The 23215-nt window shown below is 63.6% G+C and carries 21 protein-coding genes; 9 read left to right on the top strand and 12 right to left on the bottom strand.

Annotated elements, in window-relative coordinates; all coding sequences use genetic code 11:
• Nucleotides 1–83: 83 nt before the first annotated feature.
• Together ASC80_RS16815 and ASC80_RS16810 are read right to left on the bottom strand one after the other, a co-directional pair.
• Entirely contained in the window at nucleotides 84–401 is a 318-nt protein-coding gene (locus ASC80_RS16815) for a YkgJ family cysteine cluster protein (RefSeq protein WP_056299583.1), read from the bottom strand.
• 73 nt (nucleotides 402–474) lie between these two features.
• Nucleotides 475–1101, bottom strand: coding sequence for a pyridoxamine 5'-phosphate oxidase family protein (locus tag ASC80_RS16810; RefSeq protein ID WP_056299580.1), 627 nt, complete (start codon nucleotides 1099–1101; stop codon nucleotides 475–477).
• A gap of 145 nt (nucleotides 1102–1246) precedes the next feature.
• Between ASC80_RS16810 and ASC80_RS16805 the strand changes: the two genes are divergently transcribed.
• A complete protein-coding gene (locus ASC80_RS16805) occupies nucleotides 1247–2146 on the top strand; it encodes a LysR family transcriptional regulator (protein ID WP_056299577.1) in 900 nt (299 codons plus the stop codon).
• Here ASC80_RS16805 and ASC80_RS16800 read toward each other — a convergent pair.
• Nucleotides 2133–2579: a PaaI family thioesterase gene (locus ASC80_RS16800; protein ID WP_056299575.1), complete on the bottom strand. Its 447-nt coding sequence runs from the start codon at nucleotides 2577–2579 to the stop codon at nucleotides 2133–2135. The genes ASC80_RS16805 and ASC80_RS16800 overlap by 14 nt on opposite strands.
• A gap of 378 nt (nucleotides 2580–2957) precedes the next feature.
• The gene (gene pobA / locus ASC80_RS16795; RefSeq protein ID WP_056300883.1) at nucleotides 2958–4130 is read right to left on the bottom strand and encodes a 4-hydroxybenzoate 3-monooxygenase; all 1173 of its coding nucleotides are present in this window, start codon (nucleotides 4128–4130) and stop codon (nucleotides 2958–2960) included.
• 148 nt (nucleotides 4131–4278) lie between these two features.
• Here pobA and ASC80_RS16790 point away from each other — a divergent pair, with 148 nt between their 5' ends.
• The 7 genes from ASC80_RS16790 to ASC80_RS16760 all read left to right on the top strand — a co-directional run bounded on the left by ASC80_RS16790 (nucleotide 4279) and on the right by ASC80_RS16760 (nucleotide 12127).
• Nucleotides 4279–5289, top strand: a complete 1011-nt coding sequence (locus ASC80_RS16790; RefSeq protein WP_056299572.1) for a TRAP transporter substrate-binding protein — start codon at nucleotides 4279–4281, stop codon at nucleotides 5287–5289.
• Nucleotides 5290–5435: 146 nt separating this feature from the next.
• Nucleotides 5436–5930 carry a TRAP transporter small permease gene (locus ASC80_RS16785; protein WP_056300881.1) on the top strand — a complete coding sequence of 165 codons (495 nt, stop codon included), beginning with the start codon at nucleotides 5436–5438 and terminating at the stop codon, nucleotides 5928–5930.
• A 7-nt stretch (nucleotides 5931–5937) separates the two neighbouring features.
• Nucleotides 5938–7242 (top strand): TRAP transporter large permease, encoded by a 1305-nt coding sequence (locus ASC80_RS16780; protein ID WP_056300879.1) that lies wholly within the window; start codon nucleotides 5938–5940, stop codon nucleotides 7240–7242.
• A 4-nt stretch (nucleotides 7243–7246) separates the two neighbouring features.
• Nucleotides 7247–7708: a DUF3237 domain-containing protein gene (locus tag ASC80_RS16775; protein ID WP_056299570.1), complete on the top strand. Its 462-nt coding sequence runs from the start codon at nucleotides 7247–7249 to the stop codon at nucleotides 7706–7708.
• Nucleotides 7709–8038: 330 nt separating this feature from the next.
• Complete coding sequence (locus ASC80_RS16770) at nucleotides 8039–8839, top strand: crotonase/enoyl-CoA hydratase family protein (RefSeq protein ID WP_056299568.1); 801 nt, start codon at nucleotides 8039–8041, stop codon at nucleotides 8837–8839.
• Between the two features lies 1 nt (nucleotide 8840).
• Nucleotides 8841–10739: a feruloyl-CoA synthase gene (locus ASC80_RS16765; RefSeq protein ID WP_056299565.1), complete on the top strand. Its 1899-nt coding sequence runs from the start codon at nucleotides 8841–8843 to the stop codon at nucleotides 10737–10739.
• A 239-nt stretch (nucleotides 10740–10978) separates the two neighbouring features.
• A complete protein-coding gene (locus tag ASC80_RS16760) occupies nucleotides 10979–12127 on the top strand; it encodes an ABC transporter substrate-binding protein (protein ID WP_056299563.1) in 1149 nt (382 codons plus the stop codon).
• Nucleotides 12128–12344: 217 nt separating this feature from the next.
• Here ASC80_RS16760 and ASC80_RS16755 read toward each other — a convergent pair whose 3' ends face one another.
• Genes ASC80_RS16755 through ASC80_RS16745 form a run of 3 tightly spaced genes read right to left on the bottom strand, consistent with a single transcriptional unit; the run spans nucleotide 12345 to nucleotide 15891 of the window.
• Nucleotides 12345–13079 (bottom strand): ABC transporter ATP-binding protein, encoded by a 735-nt coding sequence (locus ASC80_RS16755; RefSeq protein WP_056299561.1) that lies wholly within the window; start codon nucleotides 13077–13079, stop codon nucleotides 12345–12347.
• Complete coding sequence (locus ASC80_RS16750) at nucleotides 13076–14845, bottom strand: branched-chain amino acid ABC transporter ATP-binding protein/permease (protein ID WP_056299556.1); 1770 nt, start codon at nucleotides 14843–14845, stop codon at nucleotides 13076–13078. The genes ASC80_RS16755 and ASC80_RS16750 overlap by 4 nt, the downstream gene beginning before the upstream one ends.
• A gap of 5 nt (nucleotides 14846–14850) precedes the next feature.
• Complete coding sequence (locus ASC80_RS16745; RefSeq protein ID WP_056299554.1) at nucleotides 14851–15891, bottom strand: branched-chain amino acid ABC transporter permease; 1041 nt, start codon at nucleotides 15889–15891, stop codon at nucleotides 14851–14853.
• A gap of 188 nt (nucleotides 15892–16079) precedes the next feature.
• Between ASC80_RS16745 and ASC80_RS16740 the strand changes: the two genes are divergently transcribed.
• Entirely contained in the window at nucleotides 16080–16601 is a 522-nt protein-coding gene (locus ASC80_RS16740) for a MarR family winged helix-turn-helix transcriptional regulator (RefSeq protein WP_056299552.1), read from the top strand.
• A gap of 502 nt (nucleotides 16602–17103) precedes the next feature.
• Here ASC80_RS16740 and ASC80_RS16735 read toward each other — a convergent pair.
• From ASC80_RS16735 to ASC80_RS16715, 5 genes are all read right to left on the bottom strand, one after another.
• The gene (locus ASC80_RS16735) at nucleotides 17104–18384 is read right to left on the bottom strand and encodes a glycerate kinase type-2 family protein (protein WP_056299551.1); all 1281 of its coding nucleotides are present in this window, start codon (nucleotides 18382–18384) and stop codon (nucleotides 17104–17106) included.
• Nucleotides 18385–18668: 284 nt separating this feature from the next.
• The gene (locus tag ASC80_RS16730; RefSeq protein ID WP_056299548.1) at nucleotides 18669–19898 is read right to left on the bottom strand and encodes an ABC transporter substrate-binding protein; all 1230 of its coding nucleotides are present in this window, start codon (nucleotides 19896–19898) and stop codon (nucleotides 18669–18671) included.
• A 178-nt stretch (nucleotides 19899–20076) separates the two neighbouring features.
• On the bottom strand, nucleotides 20077–21312 hold the full coding sequence (locus ASC80_RS16725) for an ABC transporter substrate-binding protein (RefSeq protein ID WP_056299545.1): 1236 nt from the start codon (nucleotides 21310–21312) through the stop codon (nucleotides 20077–20079).
• A gap of 8 nt (nucleotides 21313–21320) precedes the next feature.
• Complete coding sequence (locus tag ASC80_RS16720) at nucleotides 21321–22331, bottom strand: branched-chain amino acid ABC transporter permease (protein WP_056299542.1); 1011 nt, start codon at nucleotides 22329–22331, stop codon at nucleotides 21321–21323.
• A gap of 2 nt (nucleotides 22332–22333) precedes the next feature.
• On the bottom strand, nucleotides 22334–23212 hold the full coding sequence (locus tag ASC80_RS16715; protein WP_056299538.1) for a branched-chain amino acid ABC transporter permease: 879 nt from the start codon (nucleotides 23210–23212) through the stop codon (nucleotides 22334–22336).
• Nucleotides 23213–23215: the final 3 nt, after the last annotated feature.

Genomic DNA, 23215 nt, shown 5'->3' with positions numbered 1-23215 from the left:
GCCGGGCTCGTCCCGGCCATCCACGTTTTGGTTACGGTTGATGGTGAAGACGTGGATGGCCGGAATAAATCCGGCCATGACGCTCAAACAACATCCACGGCTTGCAACTCCGGCAGTCCGTGCCGTCGCCGCGCCATCGCGCATTCCGGATCGCCAGGCATGCAGGTCCGGCAGACGTCAGGCCTGATCGCATAAATCCCGCACGCCGTCGCCACGCCGATCTCGCCGGTGAGCGCCATGCAGCGGTCGCCGTTGCAGCGCATCCCCGACAGCCGGTCATTGACGAGCTTCGCCGGAATCAGATCCAGCGCGGCGTCGTCTTCGATGGTGAAGCGCGGCCAGTTGCTCGAATAGGCGCAACAGGCGCCGCAGGACTGGCAGGGGCTCTCGCTGTCGCTCATCGCTCTGGGGTAGCGGCAAACGCCGTGGCCTTCAACGCCAAAGCTGCGCGCGCGGGTTCCGAAAGCGGCCGGCCTAAACCGCCGTCAGATGTTTTTTCAGCTCGGCGAGTTCCGCCTCGAGTTCGGCAATGCGCTGGTCGCGCGCGTTGATCACGGCGGCGACATCGGCAACGTCGAGCTTCTGCGGAATATGCTGCGGGCAGTTCGTGTCCCAGGCGGCGACCTTGAACACGATCGCCTGCTCCGGCCGCGCCTTGTAGCCGCGCGGCATCAATGCGGCGACCAGCGCCGGATCGTCCTCGATCACCTTGGCCTCGCCCCAGATCTTGACGCGGCGTCGGTGCACGTAGTCGATCAGAAAAATATACGCCTTCGGATTCTCGCTGAGATTGCCCTGCGTGATGAACTGCCGGTTGCCGGCGAAATCCGCGAACGCCAGCGTGGTCTTGTCGAGCACCTTGAGGAAGCCCGCCGGCCCGCCGCGATGCTGGATATAAGGCTGGCCGGCCGCGCTGGCGGTGGCGAGGAAGAAACTGGTCTGCTCGCCGATGAAGGCGGCAAGATCGTCGTCGATCCCGGTGCGCCAGCCGCCCTTCTCCTCCATTCGCGCATAGGCCTCGCGCGAACCCTTGCGGGACTGAATCGCTTTCACGGTCGGCGTGAAGCCGACGTCACTGGAATAGGCGGGCGTATCAGACATGGGATGTCTCGCAATCGGCAACTCACACACCGCACGGGCGGAGGTCGAGTCGAGCCTTCTTTCGTGCCCCTGAATATGGATGTTTCCGGCGTGGAATGAATGATTACGATTGACAGTATATTATTGCAGAATATGGAATTGTGCCATGGATCGTATCGATGCCATGAACGTGTTCGTCGCGGTCGCCGATCTGCAGGGGTTCGCCCCGGCCGCCCGCAAGCTCGGCCTGTCGACCTCGGCGGTGACGCGGATGGTGGCGGCGCTCGAAGACAAGGTCGGCGCGCGGCTGCTGCAGCGGACCACGCGGTCGGTGACCCTGACCGATGTGGGTGCGCGTTATCTGGTGCGGGCGCGGCGGATTCTCGCGGATATCGAGGAAGCCGAAGCGTCGACGCAGGCCGAGCGCACCCAGCCGTCGGGACGTCTGGTGGTGTCGGCGCCGGTGGTGTTCGGCCGCCTGCATGTCGGCCCGCTGATGACCGCCTATCTCGAACGCTATCCCGATGTCAGCGGCGAACTGCGCCTGTCCGATCGCATGGTCAATCTGGTCGACGACGGCATCGACGTCGCGGTGCGCGTCGGCACGTTGGCCGATTCCACGCTGGTTGCGCGTCTGGTCGGCGACATGCGGCGGCTGGCGGTGGCCTCGCCGGACTATCTGGAGAGGCGCGGCACGCCGGTCAAACCGGCCGATCTCGCCGCGCACGAACTGATCCAGTTCACCAGCAACAGTTCGTTGTCGGACTGGCGGTTTCTCGATGGCGGCGAGGAAATCCGGATTCCGCACGAGTCGCGCTTTGCCACCAACAGCGCCGACGCCGCGATCCAGCACGCCGAGCAGGGCGGCGGCGTGGCGCTGGTGCTGGCCTATCAGGCGGCGGAGGCGATCGCGAACGGACGGTTGAAAGTGCTGCTGTCGGATTATGAACTGCCGCCGTTGCCGGTTCACCTTGTCTATCCGACCTCGCGGCTGCTGTCGGCCAAGGTGCGCGCCTTTGTCGATACCGTGGTCGAACTGGCGCGGTGGCGTTTCAGTGTGACGTGACGGGCGCGGCGGAATCGGTTTTGGGCCGCAGCACCTTGAAGGTCCCGTTGGCCCGCGCGCACGGCGTGCCGTCCGCCGTCACCAGGCATTGCGCGAAACAGATCGAGCCGCCGAGCTTGACGAAACTGGTCTCGACCGCGAGCCATTGCCCGATGTTGGCGGAGCCGAGAAAGTCGATTCCGAGATTCACCGTCACCAGCCGCTGCGGCTCGGACATCTGCGCCGCGCAACTCAGGCCCATCGCGTTGTCGGCCAGCGTCGTGATCAATCCGCCGTGGACGATGCCGCGCGAATTAGTGTGAGGCTTGGCGAGGCGCAGCCCGATGATCACCGCCTGCGGTGTTGTCTTCGAGTAGACCGGCTCCCACGGATCGGTCATCGGGCTCGTGCGGAAATGGCGCTCGAAACCCGGCGGAATGTTTTCGGCTGTCATGTCGTCCTCATCGGAAAACGAAAGCGTCGGCGATGCTATCCGTCGCGCATGACAGGTATTGTAGCGTGCGCGCGGCGGCGGTCGCGTTTGAAACGATCCGGGCGATGCAGTTTGAAACGGGGCTGCGGTGTGCTGTCAGAACGCTAGGCGAGGCGTTGTCTTATCCCTCCCCCTTGTGGGGAGGGTCGGCTGAGCGAAGCGAAGCCGGGGTGGGGGTGCTTTGTCGGGAGACGTTGTTGTTTGACCCCCACCCGACGCATTGCTCGCTTCGCTCTCAATGCGCCACCCTCCCCACAAGGGGGAGGGATGACGTGCGGCTTGCGCCGCTCAGCACCCTCTCCCACGAGGGGAAAGGGGAAGGAAAGGAAGCGCCTGCCCCTAAAAAGGCAACCCGACGTAATTCTCCGACAGCGATGTCGTCGCAGCCTGCGAGCCGACAAGGTAATCCAGCTCAGCATGTTGGATGCGGGCGCTGAAGCCATCGGTGTCGGGAAAGCGGTGCAGGATCGAGGTCATCCACCATGAGAAGCGCTCGGCCTTCCACACCCGCGCCAGCGCGCGGCGCGAATAGTCGTCGAGGCCGGCGGATGATTTTTCCGCATAGAACTCGCGCAGCGCCTGCGACAGGTAATGCACATCGCTGGTCGCGAGGTTGAGGCCCTTGGCGCCGGTCGGCGGCACGATATGCGCGGCGTCGCCGGCGAGGAACAGCCGCCCGAACCGCATCGGCTCGGCGACGAACGAGCGCAGCGGCGCGATGCTCTTCTCGATCGACGGCCCGGTGACGAGATGTGCGACCGCTTCGTCGTCGAGGCGGTGCTTGAGTTCATCCCAGAACCGGTCGTCCGGCCACTGGTCGATGTGATCGTCGAGCGAGCATTGGACGTAATAACGGCTGCGGTGCAGCGAGCGCATCGAACACAGCGCGAAGCCGCGCTCGTGGTTCGCATAGATCAGCTCGGGCGAGACCGGCGGCGTTTCCGACAGGATGCCAAGCCACCCGAAGGGGTAGACCCGCTCGAAAGTTTTCAGCGCGTCGGCAGGAATACTGGGCCGGCACACGCCGTGAAAGCCGTCGCAACCGGCGATGAAATCGCAGTCGAGGTCATGCGCGACGCCGTCCTTGGTGTAACGCACGCGCGGCCGGTCGGTGTCGAAGTCATGAATGGTGACGTCGGCGGCTTCATAGACCGTGGTTCGTCCCGCCGCGCTGCGCGCATCCATCAGGTCGTGGGTGACTTCGGTCTGGCCGTAAATGGTGACGGTCTTGCCGCCGGTGGCGGTCTTCATGTCGATGCGGTGACGCGCGCCGCCGAACGCCAGTTCGATGCCGTCATGCACCAGGCCTTCGCGGTGCAACCTTGCAGCGACGCCGACTTCCTCGAGCAGATCGACGGTACCCTGTTCCAGAACGCCGGCGCGGATGCGCCCCAGCACATACTCGCCGCTCTTGCGCTCGAGGACGACGTTGTCGATGCCGTAATGATGCAGCAACTGGCCGAGCAACAGACCGGCAGGGCCGGCGCCAATAATCGCAACCTGTGTCCGCACCCCGCGCCCCCGCCATTCGGCTGTCTGGTCCGGTGCCTGGGCGAAGCGTCGACGCCACACCGGACTTGCAAAGATGATTATACCATATAACAATACGTGGAAAGGGCGGTTGAACAGCCCGCAAAAAGTAGGACAGGGAGAGACGCCAATGAGAAAGCCATTACTGGCGCTGCTGGTCGCGGCCTGCGTGACGCCAGCTTTCGCGCAAGACAAGACGGTCAATCTGAAAGTATCGATCTGGCTGCCGCCGGCCCATCCGCTGGTGCCGTCGACGCAAGCCTGGGCCAAGGATATCGAAAAGGCCTCGAACGGCACGATCAGGATGACGATCTTCCCGTCCGAACAGCTCGGCAAGGCGTTCGATCATTACGACATGGCGCGTGACGGCATCGCCGACGTGACCTACGTCAACCCCGGCTATCAGCCCGGCCGCTTCCCGATCATCGCGGCGGGACAGCTTCCCTTCACCTTCAACGACGGCAAGAAGGGCACGCTCGCGCTCAACGAGTGGTATCACAAGTATGCCGCCAAGGAGATGAAGGACACCAAGCTGTGCTTCGCCTTCATTCACGATCCGGGCGCGCTGCACGGCAAGAAGAAGATCGTGGTGCCGAGCGACCTGCAGGGCGTGAAGGTGCGCCCGGCGCAGAGCACCATCGGCGAGATGGTCAAGCTGCTCGGCGGCACCAACGTGCAGGCCTCGGCGCCGGAAGCGCGTGACGCCATCGAGCGCGGCGTCGCCGACGAGATCACCTTCCCATGGGGCTCGGTGTTCCTGTTCGGGATCGACAAGGTGACCAAGTATCACATGGACGTTCCGCTCTACACGACCGTGTTCACCTACAACATCAATCTCAAGGCGTATAACGGAATGTCCGATGCCCAGAAGAAGGTCATCGACGATCATTGCACGCCGGAATGGGCTTCCAAGGTGGTCGATCCGTGGAACGAGTTCGAGTTCAACGGCCGCGCCAAGATGAAGGCGCTCAAGGACCACGAGGTCTATTCGCTGACGCCCGATCAGCTGGCGCAATGGAAGAAGGCGACCGAGCCGCTGAAGGCGAGCTGGGCCGACGGCGTCAAGAAAGCGGGCGGCGATCCGGTTGCGATCGAAGCCGACCTGCAGGCCGCGTTGAAAAAGTTCGACGCCGCTTATTGAGCCAAGCCTGACCGGAAATTGCGGCGATGATCGTGTCGCCGCGATTTTCTTCATCAATCCGGTGATCCATGACCGCCACTCCGCAAGCTTCGAGCGACGGCGTTCCCGGCGCTCCGCAGGAAGAGCCGTCACGCAAGCGCAACCCGATGGATCGTTTCATCGATTCGATCGAATGGGTTGCGGCGGCGTTCGTCGGCATCGTCGCGCTCAACACCTTCATCGCGGTGTTCCTGCGCAAGTTCTTCGCGATCTCGATTCCGGATTACTACGATTTCGGCCGGCTGCTGCTCGGCATCCTGATCTTCTGGGGCATCGCGGCGACCAGCTATCGCGGCACCCATATCACCGTCGACCTGGTGTGGGCCAACGCGACGCCGAAGTATCAGCGCTGGATCGACATTTTCGCGACGCTGGTGCTGCTGTTCGTGGTGACGGTGCAGACCTACACGCTGTTCGACAAGGTGGTGACCACTTACTACGACCACGTCCTGACCTACGATCTGCGGCTGCCGAACTGGCCGTTCTTCGCGGTGGCCTGGATCGGTGATGTCTCCGCGGTGCTGCTGATCGCGATCCGCACCTGGCGGCTGATCTTCAATCCCGAATTGATGGTCGAACCGAAGATCAAGACGGCGGAGTGAGGCGATGCTGAGCAATGAAGCGGTCGCCGTCATCGGCTTTGTCTCGCTGTTCGCCCTGATGCTGCTGCGCGTGCCGGTCGGCATGGCGATGGGCCTCGTCGGCATCACCGGCTTCGGTTATCTCACCGGCTACGAGCCGGCACTGAAACTGGTCGGCCAGACCGTGATGCGCACGGTGACCGACTACACCTTCGGCGTGATTCCGATGTTCCTGCTGATGGGCGCGTTCGTGTCGGTGTCTGGCATCAGCCGCGAACTGTTCCGCGCCGCCAACACCTTCGTCGGCCACTGGAAGGGCGGGCTCGGCATCGCTACCATCGCGGCCTGCGGCGGTTTCGCGGCGATCTCCGGTTCGTCGGTTGCGACCGCCGCGACGTTCTCGGCGGTGGCCTATCCCGAGATGCGGCGCTTCGGCTATCCGCAATCGTTTGCCACCGGCGTGATCGCGGTCGGCGGCACCCTCGGCGCGATGCTGCCGCCGTCCACCGTGCTCGCGGTCTACGGCATCATCACCCAGCAGGATATCGGCAAGCTGTTCATCGCCGGCGTCATTCCCGGCCTGCTGGCGATCGCGATGCACATGATCACCATCTTCATTATCGGCGTCGTCAAACCCGGCTTCCTGCCGAGCGGGCCGAAAAGCCCGTGGAAAGACCGGCTGCACGCGCTGAAGGATGTGTGGTCGCCGCTGGCGCTGTTCGTGTTCGTGATCGGCGGGTTGTACGGCGGCTTTTTCATCCCGACCGAGGCCGGCGCGGTCGGTGCGGTCGGCGCCTTCATCATCGGCGTGATGCGCGGCAAGCTGACCAAGGACGGCATCCTGCAATCGCTGCTGCAGGCGACGCGCACTGCGGCGGCGGTGTTCACGATCCTGATCGGCGCGCTGTGCTTCGGCTATTTCCTCACCATCACCCAGACGCCGCAGCACGTCACCGAATTCCTCACCGGCCTCGGCATCGGCAAATACGGCGTGCTGGCGCTGATCCTGATGATGTATCTCGTGCTCGGCTGCCTGATGGACGCGATGGCGATGGTGATCCTGACCGTGCCGATCGTGTTTCCGGTGGTCACCGCGCTCGGCTTCGATCCGATCTGGTTCGGCGTCATCATCGTGATGACGGTGGAGCTTGGCCTGATTCATCCGCCGGTCGGCATGAATGTGTTCGTGATCAAGAGCGTGATTAAGGACGTCAACATGTCGACGGTGTTTATCGGCGTGCTGCCGTTCGTGGTTACCGACCTGATCCGTCTGGTGTTGCTGATCACGTTCCCGCTGCTCGCGATCTGGCTGCCGCAACGCATGATGGGATAGCGCCATGACACCGTCTCTCGCCACCAGGTATGTGTTCAGCCTCGCGATCAAGGTCGGCCAGCCGATCTCGGCGGGCGAGATCGGCACCGGCACGCGCCGCGTCATTCCGATTCTGGGCGGCGAGGTGACGGGCGAGGGGATGCGCGGCACGATCTTTCCGTGCGGCGCGGATTTCCAGATCATCCGCCCCAACGGCTTCACCGAACTCGAAGCCAAGTATGCCTTCGAGATGGACGACGGCGCGGTGATCTACATCGAGAACATCGGCATCCGGTTCGGGCCGAAGGAGGCGCTTGATCGCATCAAGCGCGGCGAGCCGGTTGATCCCAAGCTGATTTATTTTCGCAGCGTGCCGCGGTTCGAGACCGGCAGCGACAAATATCGCTGGCTGATGGAGCATCTGTTCGTCGGCGTCGGCACGCGGCATCCCGATCGCGTCGAACTCGACGTTCATCAGGTGCTGTGATCGCGTTCACGCTTGCTCGGAACTGTCTATCCGCGCGTCTGCTTGCGCCACATGCGATGTCATCACCGGGCTTGTCCCGGTGATCCACGTCTTCATTCGGGCAGCAGGAAAGGCGTGGATGGCCGGGACATAGGCGAGCGGAAGCGACGCCGTTCTTCGAACGGCTATGCCCGGCCATGACGGAGAGAACTATCGTTGCCGCCACTTTTCTCCACCTCTCTCCCCGTCGAGGAGAGGGAGCGCATCGGGCTTGCCGCGAAGACGCAGCGCCATTGACTCTCGGTCCATTAGTTATATTGTATAACTATTCTTCTCAGCACAGAGACCGGCATGGCCCATCCTTCCTCCGCGACCAACACTGGCTCATCGCTGCTGGCGATCGAGAAGGTCGGCGCGGTGCTCACCGTGGGCCTCAACCGCCCGGCGAAACGCAACGCGCTCAACGACGGCATCATCGCCGAGATCGAACGCTGTTTCGCCGAACTGCCGGATGACATCGGCGCGGTGGTGCTGCACGGGATCGGCGATCATTTCTCGTCGGGCCTCGACCTGTCCGAATTGTCGGAGCGTGATGCCACCGCAGGGCTGATGCATTCGCGGGTGTGGCACCGCGCCTTCGACAAGATCCAGTTCTCGCGCGCGCCGGTGATCGCCGCGCTCAAGGGCGCCGTGATCGGCGGCGGGCTGGAGCTTGCCTGCGCCGCGCATATCCGCGTCGCCGAGCCGACCGCCTATTTCGCATTGCCGGAAGGGCAGCGCGGGATTTTCGTCGGCGGTGGCGGATCGGTACGGCTGCCGCGCCTGATCGGCGTCGCGCGGATGGCGGACATGATGCTGACCGGCCGCATGTACAATGCCGAGGAGGGCGTGACGCAGGGCTTCACGCAATATCTCGTCGAAGCCGGGCAGGGTTTCGCCAAGGCGATGGAGCTGGCCGAGCGCGTGTCGCAGAACGCGCCGCTGACGAATTTCGCGGTGCTGCAGGCGCTGCCGATGATCGCGGAATCCAATCCGCAGGCCGGGCTGCTGATGGAGTCGCTGATGGCGACGGTGGCGCAGAGCGACAGGGAAGCCAAATCGCGCATCCGCGCCTTCCTCGACCGCAAGGCCGCCAAGGTAAAGCCGACCTGACATGGCAGAGCGATCGACAGCAACGGATGTGAAAAGCGCGGCGCGGGCCGCCAGTCCGCATCCGTTGCGGCCGATCTCGTTCGGCGCGCCACAGGTCACCATCGAGCGCAGGCCCGACGGCACGATCTATCTGCGCCCGACAGCGCCGCTGGCCGAGTATCCGGTGCGGATCACCGACCGTCTGCATCACTGGGCGGAGGTGGCGCCGGAGCGTGTGTTCATGGCCGAGCGCAACGCGCAGGGCGGCTGGCGCACGCTGACATATAAAGGGTTGTTGGCATCGAGCCGCCGCGTCGCCTCGGCGCTGATCGGGCGCGGGCTGTCGGCGGACAAGCCGCTGCTGATCCTGTCGGGCAATTCGATCGACCATGCGCTGATGGCGTTCGGCGCGCTGTATGCCGGGGTGCCGTTCTGTCCGGTGTCGGCGGCCTATTCGCTGGTGTCGCGGGATTACGGCAAGCTCGCGCACGTCATCCGCCTGCTGACGCCGGGTCTGGTGTTCGCCGACGATGGCGACAAGTTTGCCGATGCGCTGCGCGTCAACGTGCCGGAGACGGCCGAGATCGTGGTGGCGCGGGGCGCGGTCGAGGGCCGCCGCGCGACGCTGCTCGCCGATTTGCTGGCGACGCCCGAGAGTCCGCAACTCGACGCCACGCACGACGCGATCGGTCCCGACACGGTGGCTAAATTCCTGCTGACCTCGGGTTCGACCGGGATGCCCAAGGCGGTGATCAACACCCAGCGGATGATCTGCGCCAATCAGGTGATGCTGCGCGAGACGCTGGCGTTCTTGAAGGACGCGCCGCCGGTGATCGTCGACTGGCTGCCGTGGAATCACACCTTCGGCGGCAATCACAATATCGGCCTCACGCTCTACAACGGCGGCTCGATGTATCTCGACGAGGGCAAACCGGTGCCCGGCGGCATCGAGGAAACCGTGCGCAACCTGCGCGAGATTTCGCCGACGGTCTATTTCAACGTGCCGAAGGGATATGAAACGCTGCTGTCGTATTTCCGCGACGATGCAGCGTTGCGGAGAAAGTTCTTCGCGCGGCTGGACGCGATGTTCTTCAGCGGCGCGGCGCTGGCCCCGCACATCTGGAACGAACTCGACGACATCGCGGCGCAGGAGACCGGCCACCGCGTGCCGATGCTGACCGGGCTGGGTGCCACGGAAACGTCGCCCTTCTTCATGTCGGTGACGCCGCTCACCAGCCGCTCCGGCCATGTCGGGCTGCCGGTGCCGGGCAACGACGCCAAGCTCGTGCCCAACAACGGCAAGCTGGAGGTGAGGGCCAAGGGGCCGAACGTGATGCCGGGTTACTGGCGTCAGCCGGACCTGACCGCAGCCGCTTTTGACGATGAGGGCTTTTACAAGTTCGGCGATGCGATCAAGCCGGCCAATCCGGACAATTTCGACGAGGGCTTCGATTTCGACGGCCGCATCTCCGAAGACTTCAAGCTGAGCAGCGGCACCTGGGTCAGCGTCGGGCCATTGCGCGCGCGGTTTGTCGCCGCCTGTGCGCCGCTGGTCCGCGACGTGGTGATCGCCGGCATCAATCGCGATCATCTCGCCGCGCTGGTGATCCTCGATCTCGATGGCTGCCGCAGCCTCAATCCCGCGCTGCCGGCCGGCGATATTGCCGCTGCCGCGTCGGACGCCGCGATCCGCGCGGCGTTTCGCGAGCGCCTTGCAAAATTCATGGCGGCGTCGACCGGCTCATCGACCCGCATCACGCGCGCGATCCTGCTCGATACGCCGCTGTCGATCGATCTTGGTGAAGTCACCGACAAGGGCTCGGTCAATCAGCGCGCCGTGCTCGAGCATCGCGCCGCCGTGGTGGAAGGTTTGTACGCCGCGGCGCCATCGCCGCAGGTGATCGCGCTGCAACCGTCATGACAAGGCCATGCCAGACCGGCCGCCGGACAGGGAGGGTGCGATGGGATGGGCCGACAGGGTTCGGATTCGGGCTGGCGAGCCTCGGGATACCGCCAGACGCGGTGCGGCAATCAGGCCCGACGGCGCGTTGCGGATGGCCCCGCGTTAAGAACGAAGCTAAAATCGGCACTAACTTGAACGGACGGACTTGAACTCAAAACCACGAACGGCGAAAAAGCCTGTTCAACAGGGAGGATTCCATGAAGAAGTTAATGTTGACCGCCGCGGCGCTGGCCACGTCGGCACTGCTGTCCGCGCCCGCGCTGGCGCAGAGCAACGAAGTCACCATCGGCATTTCCATCGCCACCACCGGCCCGGCTGCGGCGCTCGGCATTCCGGAGCGCAACGCGCTCGAATTCGTGCCGAAGGAAATCGGCGGCGCAAAGCTCAATATCATCGTTCTCGATGACGGCGGCGATCCGACCGCCGCGACAACGAACGCCCGCCGCTTCGTGACCGAATCCAAGGCTGACATCATCATGGGGTCGTCGACCACGCCGCCGAGCGTGGCGATCTCGACCGTCGCCAACGAGGCCGGAATTCCGCATCTCGGCCTCGCGCCGTTCCCGATCAACGAGCAGCGCGCGAAATGGTCGGTGATGCTGCCGCAGGCTGTGCCGCTGGTCGGCAAGGCGCTCTACGATCACATGAAGGCGCACAACGTCAAAACCGTCGGCTACATCGGTTACTCCGATTCCTACGGCGACCTGTGGTTCAACGATCTCAAGAACCAGGCCGTGCCGATGGGCATCAAGATCGTCACCGAAGAGCGCTTCGCCCGTCCCGATACCTCGGTGGCAGGTCAGGCGCTCAAGCTCGTCGCCGCCAATCCGGATGCTATCCTGATCGGCGCGTCGGGCACTGCCGCCGCGCTGCCGCAGCAGACGCTGCGCGATCGCGGCTACAAGGGCCTGATCTACCAGACCCACGGCGCTGCCAGCATGGACTTCATCCGCATCGCGGGGAAGTCGGCGGAAGGCGTGATCATGGTCTCCGGCCCGGTGATGTCGCCGGAAGGCCAGGCCGATAGCGCGCTGACCAAGAAGCCCGGTCTGACGCTCAATACCGAGTACGAAAAGAAGTACGGCGCCAACAGCCGCAGCCAGTTCGCCGGTCACTCCTTTGATGCGTTCGAGATTCTCAAGCGCGTCATTCCGGTGGCGCTGAAGACCGCGAAGCCCGGCACGCCGGAATTCCGCGAGGCGATCCGCAAGGCGCTGGTCACCGAAAAGGAAATCCCTGCGACGCAGGGCGTCTACAACTTTACCGAGAAGGATCGCAACGGCCTCGACGAGCGCTCGCGCATCCTGCTGACGGTGAAGGACGGCAAGTACGTTCTCGTGAAGTAAGAGCGGGACATCATTGACGGAAAGGCCCGGTCGCGAGACCGGGTCTTTCTGTTTGAGGGGACGACATCGAGTTTGGCACTGCTCCTAGATGCTTCCACAAAATCGTCATGCCCGGGCTTGACCCGGGCATCCCGCTTAGGGACGAACTGTGCGCTGTCTAATCGGGATTGCCGGGTCAAGCCCGGCAATGACAAATTTTGCTTTCACAAACGCCGCGCTAAACTCCGCCCGGCTCGCGATGCTCGAAGCCGAGATAGCTCGCGACCACGCGCTGGTCGGCGGCGATCTCACGGGCGGGGCCGCTGAGAATGAATTCGCCAAGCTCCATGACGTAGGCGCGATCGGCGATGCGCAGCGCGGCGTTGGCGTTCTGCTCGACCAGCAGGATCGAGACGCCGGCCGCGCGCAACTCGGTGACGGTGCGGAAAATATCGGCGACGATCTTGGGCGCGAGGCCCAGACTTGGCTCGTCCAGCATCAGGAGTTTCGGCTGGCTCATCAGCGCGCGGCCCATCGCCAGCATCTGCTGTTCGCCGCCGGACAGCGTTCCGGCCAGTTGCTGGCGGCGCTCCTTGAGGCGCGGAAACAGCGTGTAGACGCGCTCAAGCTCGGTGGCTGCGATCGACGAGGCGACGCGGAACGCGCCGAGCTGGAGGTTTTCCTCCACCGTCATGGTACCGAACAGTTCGCGATGCTCCGGCACCAGACACAGCCCGGCGGCGACGCGGTCCTCGATTTCAAGCCGCGCCAGTTCGGTGCCGTCGAAAGCGACGTGGCCCTTGAGTGGCAGGATGCCCATCACGGCGTTGAGCAGCGTGGTCTTGCCGGCGCCGTTGGCGCCGACGATGGTGACGATCTCGTTCGGCGCGACATCGAGCGACACCGAGCGCACTGCCTCGACCTTGCCGTAGGAAATCGAGACGTCGGAGATTTTCAGGAGGGGCGCGCTCATGCCGCGTCTCCGAGATAGGCCTGGATCACGTCCGGGTTGGTCTTGATCGCATCCGGCACGCCTTCGGCGATCTTGGTGCCGAACTCCAGCACCACCACGCGGTCGGCAAGATTCATCACGAAGCCCATATCGTGTTCGACCAGCAGCACCGACATGCCTTCGGCGCGCAACTGGCGCAGCAGGGCGGCGAGTTTCTCTTTTTCGAGATGGCGCAGGCCGGCGGCCGGCTCATCGAGCAGCAGCAGGATCGGATCGACGCACAAGGCGCGCGCGATCTCGACGATGCGTTGCTGGCCGAGCGAGAGCGAGCCCGCGAGTTGATACATCTGGTCTTCGAGGCCGACGCGCTTGATCTGGCGTGCCGCCTCCGCGAGCAGCTTGGCCTCGTCGCCGCGGTCGAGGCGCAGCATGCTGGCGATCGGCCCGGCTTCGCCGCGCAGATGCGCGCCGATGGCGACATTCTCCAGCACCGTCATGTCCGGCACCAGCTTGACGTGCTGGAAGGTGCGCGCGACGCGCAGCTTCACCACTTCCTGCGGCGGCGCATTGTCGATGGTCTTGCCGAGAAACGAGATCCTGCCGCGCGTCGACGGCAGCACGCCGGTGATCAGGTTGAAGGTCGTGCTCTTGCCGGCGCCGTTCGGGCCGATCAGGGCGACGATTTCCCTGGCCTGCACGTCGAAGGAGACATCGTTGACCGCGACCACGCCGCCGAATTCCTTGCGTGCATTTTCGATCTGCAGCAGCACGCCATTGCCGAGCGTCGGACGCGGGCGTGCGTCGAGCGCGGCCGTCGGATCGATCGGCTTCCTGTCCGGCGCGGACGGCAGCCAAGCCATCAGCCGCGGCCACATGCCGGTCGGCGCAAGCTGAAGCAGCACCACCAGCAGGATGCCGAACACAATGGTTTCAAGCTGGCCGCTGCCGGCGAAAATGTAGGGCAGGTAGCTTTGCAGGATTTCCTTCAGCACCACGACGATGCCGGCGCCGAGCACCGCGCCCCAGATGTAGCCGGCGCCGCCGACCACCGCGATGAACAGATATTCGATGCCGGCGTGGGCGCCGAACGGAGTTGGATTGGCCGCGCGCTGGAAGTGCGCATAAAGCCAGCCGGACAGGCCGGCGAGAACCGCCGCATAGACGAACACCAGCAGCTTCGCGCCCGCCGTCTGCACGCCGAACGCTTCAGCCGCGATATGTCCGCGCCGCAGCGCACGGATGGCGCGGCCGGTGCGCGAGTCGAGCAGGTTCAGCGTCAGGATGGCGCAGAGGATGACCGCCGCCCAGATCACGAAATAGATTTTGCCCGGATCGGCCATCGTCATCGAACCGATGCTGAGCGGCGGGATGCCCGAAATGCCGTCGTTGCGGCCGAGGAATTCCAGCTTGCTGAACAGGTAATAAAGGCTGATGCCCCACGCGATGGTGCCGAGCGGCAGGTAGTGGCCCGACAGCCGCACCGTCACCAGACCGAGAAACACCGCGGCGACGCCGCTGACGATCAGCGACAGCGGCAGCGTGAGCCACGGCGACACGCCATAGGCGGTGGTGAGAACGGCGGTGGTGTAGGCGCCGAAGCCGCAGAACGCGGCCTGCCCGAACGAGGTGAGGCCGCCGACGCCGGTGAGCAGCACGAGGCCCATCGCCACCAATGCGGCAAGGCCGATATTGTCGAGCAGCACGATCCAGAACGGCGGCATGTCGGGAATGAACGGAATCGCGGCCATCACCAGCGTGAAGGCGAGAACGGGCAGGCGTTGTTTCATCGCGCTCACTCCTTCTCCTCCTCGACCGCAGGCGCCTTGAGCGACTGCAGGACCAGAACGGGAAGAATCAGAGTGAAGACGATGACCTCCTTGAAGTTGCTGGCGTAGAACGACGAGAACGCCTCGACGATACCGACCACGAGTGCGGCGGCGGCCGTCACCGGATAGCTGATCAGGCCGCCGATGATCGCGGCGACGAAGCCTTTCAGGCCGATCAGGAATCCGGTGTCGTAATAGAGCGTGGTGATCGGCACGATCAGGATGCCCGAGATTGCGCCGATCAGCGACGCCAGCAGGAACGCGATCTGGCCCGACAGCGAAGTGCGGATGCCGACCAGCCGCGCGCCGAGGCGGTTGACGGCGGTGGCGCGCAGCGCGCGGCCGTAAAGCGTGTAACCGAAGAACAGCCACAGCGCGACGATCAGCGCCACGGTGATTCCGTAGACCGCGATGTTCTGGCCGGTGATGCGCAACGGTCCGGCCGCGAACGCGACGTCGGACAGCGCCGGCCCGCGCAAGCCTTCGGCGCCGAAGAACACCAGGCCGAAACCCTGCATCGCGAGATGGCAGCCGACCGAGGCGATCAGCAGCACCAACACCGAGGTGTGCGCGATCGGCTGGAATGCGATGCGATAGAGATACAGGCCGATCGGCGCGACGATCAGCAGCGACAAAGCGATATTGACCGCGACATAGCTGTGCTGGCCAGCGAGCACATGGATCAGCCCAAGCACCGCGACCGGCAGGACGATATCGACCAGCAGCGCGCGGAGCACGATCTTGCCGTGCATCGCCTTGCGCGCGCTGAACAGATCGAAGCCGAAGGCGACAATGCCCATGCCGACGGCGAGCAAGGCCGTGCCGGGCACCTTTCCCTCCGCCAGCATGGCATAGCTGAGCGCGCCATAGGTGATGAATTCGCCCTGGGGGATGAGGATGACGCGGGTGACGGCAAACACCAGGACCAGCGCGAGGCCGAGCAGCGCGTAGATCGCGCCGTTGGTGATTCCGTCCTGCAACAGAAACAGGAGAATGGTCGTGTCCAAACCCAGCGCTCCCCCTCAAGCGTCGGGCACGGCGTCCGCGCAACGGATCGCCCGACAGCAAAACAGCGGTTGAATTCCGCTCTGTCTATTTGATATGATCCATAACGATTATCAAATATAATCTCAAGGCCGCAGGCCCAGTTGACGATGTACAGGCCGCCATCTGACGGCACAACGGGATTTGAGCGATGGCTGTATCCAAGGCGCGCGCGGCCAACCCCCCGAGGAGCGCTGCCGTCCGCAAGACATCGGGCGCAGCCGTGCCGGCCGACGCCGGTCCGCTCCAGATCGGCGAATTGTCGGAGCGCCTCGGCTATCTGCTGAAGCGCGCGCAGCTCAAGATCTTCGAGGATTTCATCCGCTGCGTCGAACCGCTGCAACTGACGCCGGCGCAGTTTTCGGTTCTGCTGCTGCTCGACAAGAATCCGGGCCGCAACCAGACCGAGATCGCGACCACGCTCGGCATCCTGCGGCCGAACTTCGTGGCGATGCTCGACGGGCTGGAAAGCCGTGAGCTGTGCATCCGCATCCGCTCCACCAACGACCGCCGCTCCCATATCCTGCAATTGACCGACAAGGGCCGGGCGGTGCTGGCGCGGGCCAAGAAGCTGGTGGCGATCAAGCACGAGGCGCGGCTCAGCGAATTGCTCGGCGAGGACAACCGCGAGGCGCTGCTGGCGATGCTCGACAAGATCGCGCGCGAGTTCTGATCGCGCTCCTCGAAAGGTAAGACATCGAGTCCCGGGCGCGGCGCAGCGTTCTTCACGTTGCGACGCAGACCCGGGACCGTTCCACACTCTGCATCTGGAACGACCCCGGATCAGCGGAGCGGCATTGCATGCCGCACCGCGTCCGGGGCACGCCCCGTCAAGCCCCATGACGATTTGATTATCGCCGCGTGTTTCCAGACAGCTGAGGATTCTTTTTCCCTTCTCCCCTTGTGGGAGAGCTGAGCGGCGAAGCCGCGAAGCGGGTGAGGGGTCGCGTGGCGTCGCCTCAACCATGAGGCTGCGATGCATCATCAGGGTCTCATCCTTCGAGACGCAGGCTACGCCTGCTCCTCAGGATGAGGAGTGCCCTGAGCGTCCTACATCTACAAGATCGTCATGGCCGGGCTTGTCCCGGCCATCCCGATGAGGGACGCACAATGCCAGCCTAAGCGGGATGCCCGGGTCAAGCCCGGGCATGACATCGAGAAAAAGGCTCTCAATCTCAATCGACCAGAATGACCCGGATGTCGTTGACGTTGGTCAGCGTCGGCCCGGTCACGATCAAATCGCCGGTCGCCTCGAAGAACGTGGTGGCGTCGTTGTTGTCGAGCGCGGCTTTCGGATCGAGCTTGAGGTCGCGGATTTTCGCGAAGGTGCGCTGATCGAGCATCGCGCCCGCCGGATCGGTCGGCGACCCCGCGCCGCCGTCGGCACCGTCGGTATCGGCCGCCAGCGCGCAGATGCCGGTGGTGCCGGCCAGCAGATCGGCCAGCGCCAGCACGTATTCCTGATTGGGGCCGCCGCGGCCGTTGCCGCGCACGATTACCGTCAGTTCGCCGCCGGACATGATCGCCAGCCGCTTGCCTTGCGCCTTGGCGTCGCGCGCGAGTTTCGCATGATCGGCGGCGACCGCGCGGGCTTCGCCCTCGAGATCGGCGCCGAGATCGATCACCTCATAGCCCGCGTCCCTTGCGACGCGGATCGCGGCATCGAGCGAGTCACGCGGCTTGCCGATGATCTGGAATTGCGCATTCACGAACGCCTTGTCGCCGGGCTTCACGCTTTCGTTGGCGGGATCGTTGAGCGCGCGATGCACCGCGTCGTCCGGCGTCAGCGCGTACTTCGCAACGATGGCGCGCGCATCCGCCAGCGTCGTGGTGTCGGGCACGGTCGGGCCTGAGGCGATCACCGCGGGATCGTCATGCGGCACATCGGAGATCGCCAGCGTGACGAGTTGCGCAGGGTAGGCGGCGCGCGCCAGCCGTCCGCCCTTGATGCGCGACAGGTGCTTGCGCACGGTGTTGATTTCGCCGATCGGCGCACCGGAGCGCAGCAGCGCCTTGTTCATCTGCTGCTTCTGGGCGAACGACACGCCTTCGGCCGGGGCGATCCAGTTGGCGGAGCCGCCGCCGGAGATCAGCGCGAGGACGAGATCGTCGGCGCCGGCTTGCGCCGCGAGATCGAGACTTCGCGCCGCGCCTTTCAGCCCGGCTTCGTCGGGCACCGGATGACCGGCTTCAATGACTTCGATCCGCCGTGTCGGAACGCGGTGACCATGTCGCGTGGTGGCGACGCCGGTGATGCGCGACGGATCCAGCCCCAGCGTGTCGATGTAATGCTGCTCGACCGTGGCGGCCATCGCGGCGGCGGATTTGCCGGCGGCAAGGCAGATCACGCGGCCCTTCGGCGCCGGCGGCAAATATGAAGCGAGAATCCGGTCGGGATGGGCCGCTGCGACGGCGGAATCGAAGATCGAACGAAGGAATGCGCGCTGGTCGGTCATTGGTATGCTTCATGCCAATTGTCGTCCGTTCACAAAACAGGTCCGTGCCGCCCGCGCAAGAAAAAACCCTCCGCGGATACCCGCGGAGGGTTCTGAAGTCCGATTCCGATGGCTGAATGAACCAGTGTGGTGGTTCGGAAATTCGCCTCATTGCAACCACGCGTTCATCAAGCGAATGTCCGAATCTGAAACCACACCAGAATCATAAGATTGCTAGTGTCCCTTCGAATCCGAAGTCCGCGAGAAATGTGCCGCAACACGAGGCGAACTTCGGATTCGGGACACTAGCCGCCAACCTCGGCACTGATGATGTCGCCGAACAGCTGCCAGCGCTCCTGGGTGAACTTCATGAGCTGAAGCTGCTCCAGCGGTGCGAAGTCGGTCGCACTGGTGCTGATCTTGATGCCCGGCAGCACGCCGTCGAGCTGCAGGCCCTTGATGCTCGCAGCCTGCTTCATGACGTTGGCGCGGGTGAGGTTGTCACCGCAGGCCTTGAGAACATGAACCATGGTCTGCGCGGCGTTGAAGCCGTACATCACCGAACCGTCGAGGCGGTTGGCTTCCGGGAAGTGCTTGGCAAGGAAGTCATCGAACTTCTTCATGCCCGCATCGTCCTTCCACTGCGGATCGCTGGCGTCCTTGGCGTAGGCCGCCGAGATGATGCCTTGCGCGTTCTCGAACCCGGCGGGCTTGATCACGCTGCCGACCGAGGCCGCTACGTTGTTCAGGATGAACACCGGCTTCCAGCCAAGCTCAGCAACCTTCTTGATCGACTGCGCACCGAACTTCGGCGTCGTGAAGCTGACGAAGACATCCGCGCCCTTCGACTTGAGCGCGACGACCTGTGCGTCGATGGTCGGCACCGTCACCTCATAGGGCTCCTCGGCAATGATCATCGTCTTTGCCTTGGCGCCGAGCCCGTCCGTCAGGCCCTTGAGCATGTCCTTGCCGAAGTCGTCATTCTGATAAAGGATTCCGATCTTGGCGTTCGGCTTCTCCTTCATCAGGTACTTCGCATAGATGCGGCCTTCGCTCTGGTAGTTGGGCTGCCAGCCCATGGTCCAAGGGAAGTGCTTGGGGTCGTTCCACTTGGTTGCGCCGGTGGCGACGAACAGCTGCGGCACCTTCTTGCTGTTCATGTATTTCTGGATCGCCGAGTTGGACGGTGTGCCGAGCGAATTGAAGATGAACAGCACCTCGTCGCTCTCGACCAGCTTGCGCGCCTGTTCGACGGCTTTCGGCGGCGAGTAACCATCGTCGTAGCTGACGAAGTTGATCTTGCGGCCGTTGATGCCGCCCTGCTCGTTGATCATCTTGAAGTAGGCGGCTTCGGTCTTGCCGATCACGCCGTAGGCGGACGCCGGTCCGCTATAGGGCATGATATTGCCGATCTTGATTTCCTTGTCGGTGGCGCCGGTATCGTACTTCTTTTGCGCCATCGCAGTGCCGCTGGCCATCGCCAGGAGTCCGGCCGCCAGGAATGTCGTGGCCAACCGGGATTGCGTTATCTTCATGTTATGCTCTCCTCGTTTTTTGCGTGTCCTCTTTTTCTTTTCTTGATCGAAAGCTCTTGGTGGCTTCCTCAATTGAAGACCCAACAGGGCTTCATTTCAACAAAAAGCCCTCTGCGATAAAAATCGCAGAGGGCTTTCCGTTTATCCGGAGATCGCCGGAGCGGACATGGCGGGGGTCTTAACCACCGACTTCTCCGCTGATGATCGGGCCGAACAGTTCGTACTTCTCACCCTTGAACCGCATCATCTGAAGCTGCTCGATCGGGTAGAAGTCCTTGGCGCTGGTGTTGATCTTCACGCCGGGCAGCAGGGTGTCCGGGGCGAAGTCCTTGAGGCTCGCGGCCTGCTTCATGATGTTCTCGCGGGTCAGGGTGTCGCCTGCCTGCTTGAGCACCTGAACCAGGGTCTGGGCCTGGCCGTAGCCGTAAACCACCGAACCGTCCGCCTTGTTGGCGTCGGGCGCGTACTTGGCGAGGAAGGCGTAGAACTTCTTCATGCCCTCGTCGTTGTCCCATTGCGGATCGGCGCCGTCCTTGGCGTAGGCCGCCGACAGCAGGCCTTGGGCGTTCTCATAGCCGGCCGGCTTGAGCACGCTGCCGACCGAGGCGCCGACGTTGCTCTGGAAGTACATCGGCTTCCAGCCAAGCTCGGCAACCTTCTTGATGCTCTGGGCGGCGAACTTCGGCGTGGTGATGCTGAAATAGACGTCGGCGCCCGAGGACTTCAGCTTGACGATGTGCGAGTCGATGCTCGGCTCGGACACTTCATAGCTTTCCTCGGCGACGATCATTTTCTTGGCTGCTTCGCCAAGTCCGTCCTTCAGACCCTTGAGCAGATCCTTACCGAAGTCGTCGTTCTGGTAGAGGATCGCAACCTTGGCGTCCGGTTTGGTCGCCAGCAGGTGCTTTGCGTAGATCTTGCCTTCGCTCTGATATGGCGGCTGCCAGCCCATGGTCCAGGGGAAGCCCTTCGGATCGCCGAACTTGGTCGCGCCGGTGGCGACGAACACCTGCGGCACCTTCTTGGCGTTCAGATACTTCTGGATCGCCGAGTTCGAGGGCGTGCCGAGCGGGCCGAACACGAACAGAACCTCGTCGCTCTCGACCAGCTTGCGGGCCTGTTCGACGGCCTTCGGCGGCGAGTAGCCGTCGTCATAGGTGATGAACTTGATCTTGCGGCCGTTGATGCCGCCCTGTTCGTTGATCATCTTGAAGTAGGCGTCTTCCATTTTTCCGATAACGCCGTAAGCGGACGCCGGGCCGCTGTAGGGCATGATGTTGCCGATCTTGATTTCAGTATCGGAGGCACCGGTATCGTATTTTTTTTGTGCGAATGCGCTTCCACCGGTGACGGCCAGCGCGACGACAGCCGTCGACACCGCAGCGACATTCAGTTTCAGTCTTGCAGAAAGCATGATTTTCCTCAGTTTCTTTTTAGCTTATGGAATAGATGTTCCGCGTAATACGCGACTTGCCTTGCTCCGTGAGGAACAAGGAAGATGATGGCGATCAGGAAGACGCCGAAGATGGCTCCGGAAAGCCCCTTGGAGAATCCTTCCGCGATGTTGGGAACGAACACGATGAAGGCCGACCCGGCGAGCGAGCCCGGCAGCCAGCCGACGCCGCCGACCACCATGCCGAGGAAGATCGCGATCGCAAGCTGGATGGTGTAGCCGTCCGGCGCGACGAATTGCACCGCGATGGCGCCGAGTGCACCGGCGACGCCGGTGATGCCGGCGCTGATGCCGAACGCCAGCGTCTTGTAGAGGGAGAGGTCGACGCCCATCGCCGACGCCGCGATCTGGTTGTCGCGGATCGCCATCAGTGCGCGGCCGGAGCGCGAGTTCAGCAGGTTGACCGACGCGACATAAATCAGCAGCGAGACGATGAGGGTGAAGTAATAGAGCCACATGTCCTGCGAGATCGGCAGGCCGAACGGCGCGTCCGGCTTGGTGATGACGAGGCCCTGAACGCCGCCGGTCCAGTGCTCGAACACGCCGAGCTTCAGAAGCTGCGGCATCGCGACGGCGAGGGCGAAGGTCGCGAGAGCGAGATAGATGCCGCTCAGGCGTAACGCCGGGAAGCCGAACAGGAAGCCGAAGATGAAGCAGACGATGCCGGCCGCGGGCAGGGTCAGCACGTAGTTGACGCCCATGTGCTCGATCATGATGCCGGCGGTATAGGCGCCGACCGCATAAAACGCGCTCTGGCCGAGCGAGAACTGTCCGCTGCCGCCGGTCAGGATGTTGAGCGCCATGATCGCAAGCGCGTAGATCAGCCACATCGTCATCTGGAAGATGATGAAGTTCTTCACGAACAGGGGTACGGCGATCAGCAGGAGCAGCACGACGAGGCTGGAGACCCGGCCGAGCGTCATGTTCTTGCGGGAGACACCAGCGACGGCCGGAGCTTCGGAAACGGTTTCTGCGCTCATGATTAAACTCGCTGCACGATGGAGCGACCGAAGAGGCCGGAGGGTTTGATGACGAGCACGATGACGATCAGCGCCAGCGCAATGGGCAGCTTCAGCTCATTGCCGACGCCGGGGATGTAGGTGCCGACCAGGTTCTCGAAGATGCCGACCAGGAAGCCGCCGAGCACGGCGCCGAACGGGCTGCTCAGCCCGCCGAGCACCGCTGCCGCGAAGCCGTAAAGCAGCACGCCGCCCATCATGTTCGGTTCAAGAAACACCACCGGGGCGATCAGCATGCCGCCGATCGCGCCGATGGCGCTCGCCATGCCCCAGCCGAGCGCGATCATCCAGCTGGTGTTGATGCCGACCAGCCGCGCCGATTCCGGCAGCGACGCCGCCGCGCGCATCGCAAGTCCGATCCGGGTGTAGCGGAAGAACAGGAACAGCATGACCAGCAGAACCAGCGTAATTCCGATCATGCCCGCCTGATGGGTGCTGATGAGCTGGCTGCCGAGGAACGGCGAGGAGCCGAACGGCGACGGGAACTGCTTGATGGTGAAATCCCATGTCAGGCCGGCGACGCTGTTGAGAATCGAGAACAGCGCGATGAACCCCGCGACATGGGTGAGGACCGGAGCGTTCACCAGCGGCTTGAACAAGGCCCGTTCGATGACGATGCCGCCGACAAAGGAGATCAGCAGCGTCAGGATGAAGGCCCACCAATAGGGGATGCCCCACTGCATTAATTGCCAGGCGATGAAGGTCGAGAACATCGCCATTTCGCCCTGGGCGAAGTTCAGATGGTCGATCGCCTGATAGATCATGACGATGGCCAGCGCCATGCACGCGTAGATCGCGCCCGTGGCAATGCCGGCCAGGATTTGGTTGGTCAGAAGCTCCATGGC

Origin of the sequence: Afipia sp. Root123D2, assembly GCF_001425835.1 — a bacterium.
In the GTDB taxonomy this organism is placed as follows: domain Bacteria; phylum Pseudomonadota; class Alphaproteobacteria; order Rhizobiales; family Xanthobacteraceae; genus Afipia.
The sequence above is the reverse complement of the archived record's forward strand: the minus strand, read 5'-3'. Positions and strand labels throughout refer to the sequence as shown.

Coding starts and splice junctions, on each gene's coding strand:
- ASC80_RS16815 (WP_056299583.1), bottom strand. CDS start 401: ATGAGCGACAGCGAGAGCCCCTGCCAGTCCTGCGGCGCCTGTTGCGCC.
- ASC80_RS16810 (WP_056299580.1), bottom strand. CDS start 1,101: ATGTCTGATACGCCCGCCTATTCCAGTGACGTCGGCTTCACGCCGACC.
- ASC80_RS16805 (WP_056299577.1), top strand. CDS start 1,247: ATGGATCGTATCGATGCCATGAACGTGTTCGTCGCGGTCGCCGATCTG.
- ASC80_RS16800 (WP_056299575.1), bottom strand. CDS start 2,579: ATGACAGCCGAAAACATTCCGCCGGGTTTCGAGCGCCATTTCCGCACG.
- ASC80_RS16790 (WP_056299572.1), top strand. CDS start 4,279: ATGAGAAAGCCATTACTGGCGCTGCTGGTCGCGGCCTGCGTGACGCCA.
- ASC80_RS16785 (WP_056300881.1), top strand. CDS start 5,436: ATGGATCGTTTCATCGATTCGATCGAATGGGTTGCGGCGGCGTTCGTC.
- ASC80_RS16775 (WP_056299570.1), top strand. CDS start 7,247: ATGACACCGTCTCTCGCCACCAGGTATGTGTTCAGCCTCGCGATCAAG.
- ASC80_RS16770 (WP_056299568.1), top strand. CDS start 8,039: ATGGCCCATCCTTCCTCCGCGACCAACACTGGCTCATCGCTGCTGGCG.
- ASC80_RS16765 (WP_056299565.1), top strand. CDS start 8,841: ATGGCAGAGCGATCGACAGCAACGGATGTGAAAAGCGCGGCGCGGGCC.
- ASC80_RS16760 (WP_056299563.1), top strand. CDS start 10,979: ATGAAGAAGTTAATGTTGACCGCCGCGGCGCTGGCCACGTCGGCACTG.
- ASC80_RS16755 (WP_056299561.1), bottom strand. CDS start 13,079: ATGAGCGCGCCCCTCCTGAAAATCTCCGACGTCTCGATTTCCTACGGC.
- ASC80_RS16750 (WP_056299556.1), bottom strand. CDS start 14,845: ATGAAACAACGCCTGCCCGTTCTCGCCTTCACGCTGGTGATGGCCGCG.
- ASC80_RS16740 (WP_056299552.1), top strand. CDS start 16,080: ATGGCTGTATCCAAGGCGCGCGCGGCCAACCCCCCGAGGAGCGCTGCC.
- ASC80_RS16735 (WP_056299551.1), bottom strand. CDS start 18,384: ATGACCGACCAGCGCGCATTCCTTCGTTCGATCTTCGATTCCGCCGTC.
- ASC80_RS16730 (WP_056299548.1), bottom strand. CDS start 19,898: ATGAAGATAACGCAATCCCGGTTGGCCACGACATTCCTGGCGGCCGGA.
- ASC80_RS16725 (WP_056299545.1), bottom strand. CDS start 21,312: ATGCTTTCTGCAAGACTGAAACTGAATGTCGCTGCGGTGTCGACGGCT.
- ASC80_RS16720 (WP_056299542.1), bottom strand. CDS start 22,331: ATGAGCGCAGAAACCGTTTCCGAAGCTCCGGCCGTCGCTGGTGTCTCC.
- ASC80_RS16715 (WP_056299538.1), bottom strand. CDS start 23,212: ATGGAGCTTCTGACCAACCAAATCCTGGCCGGCATTGCCACGGGCGCG.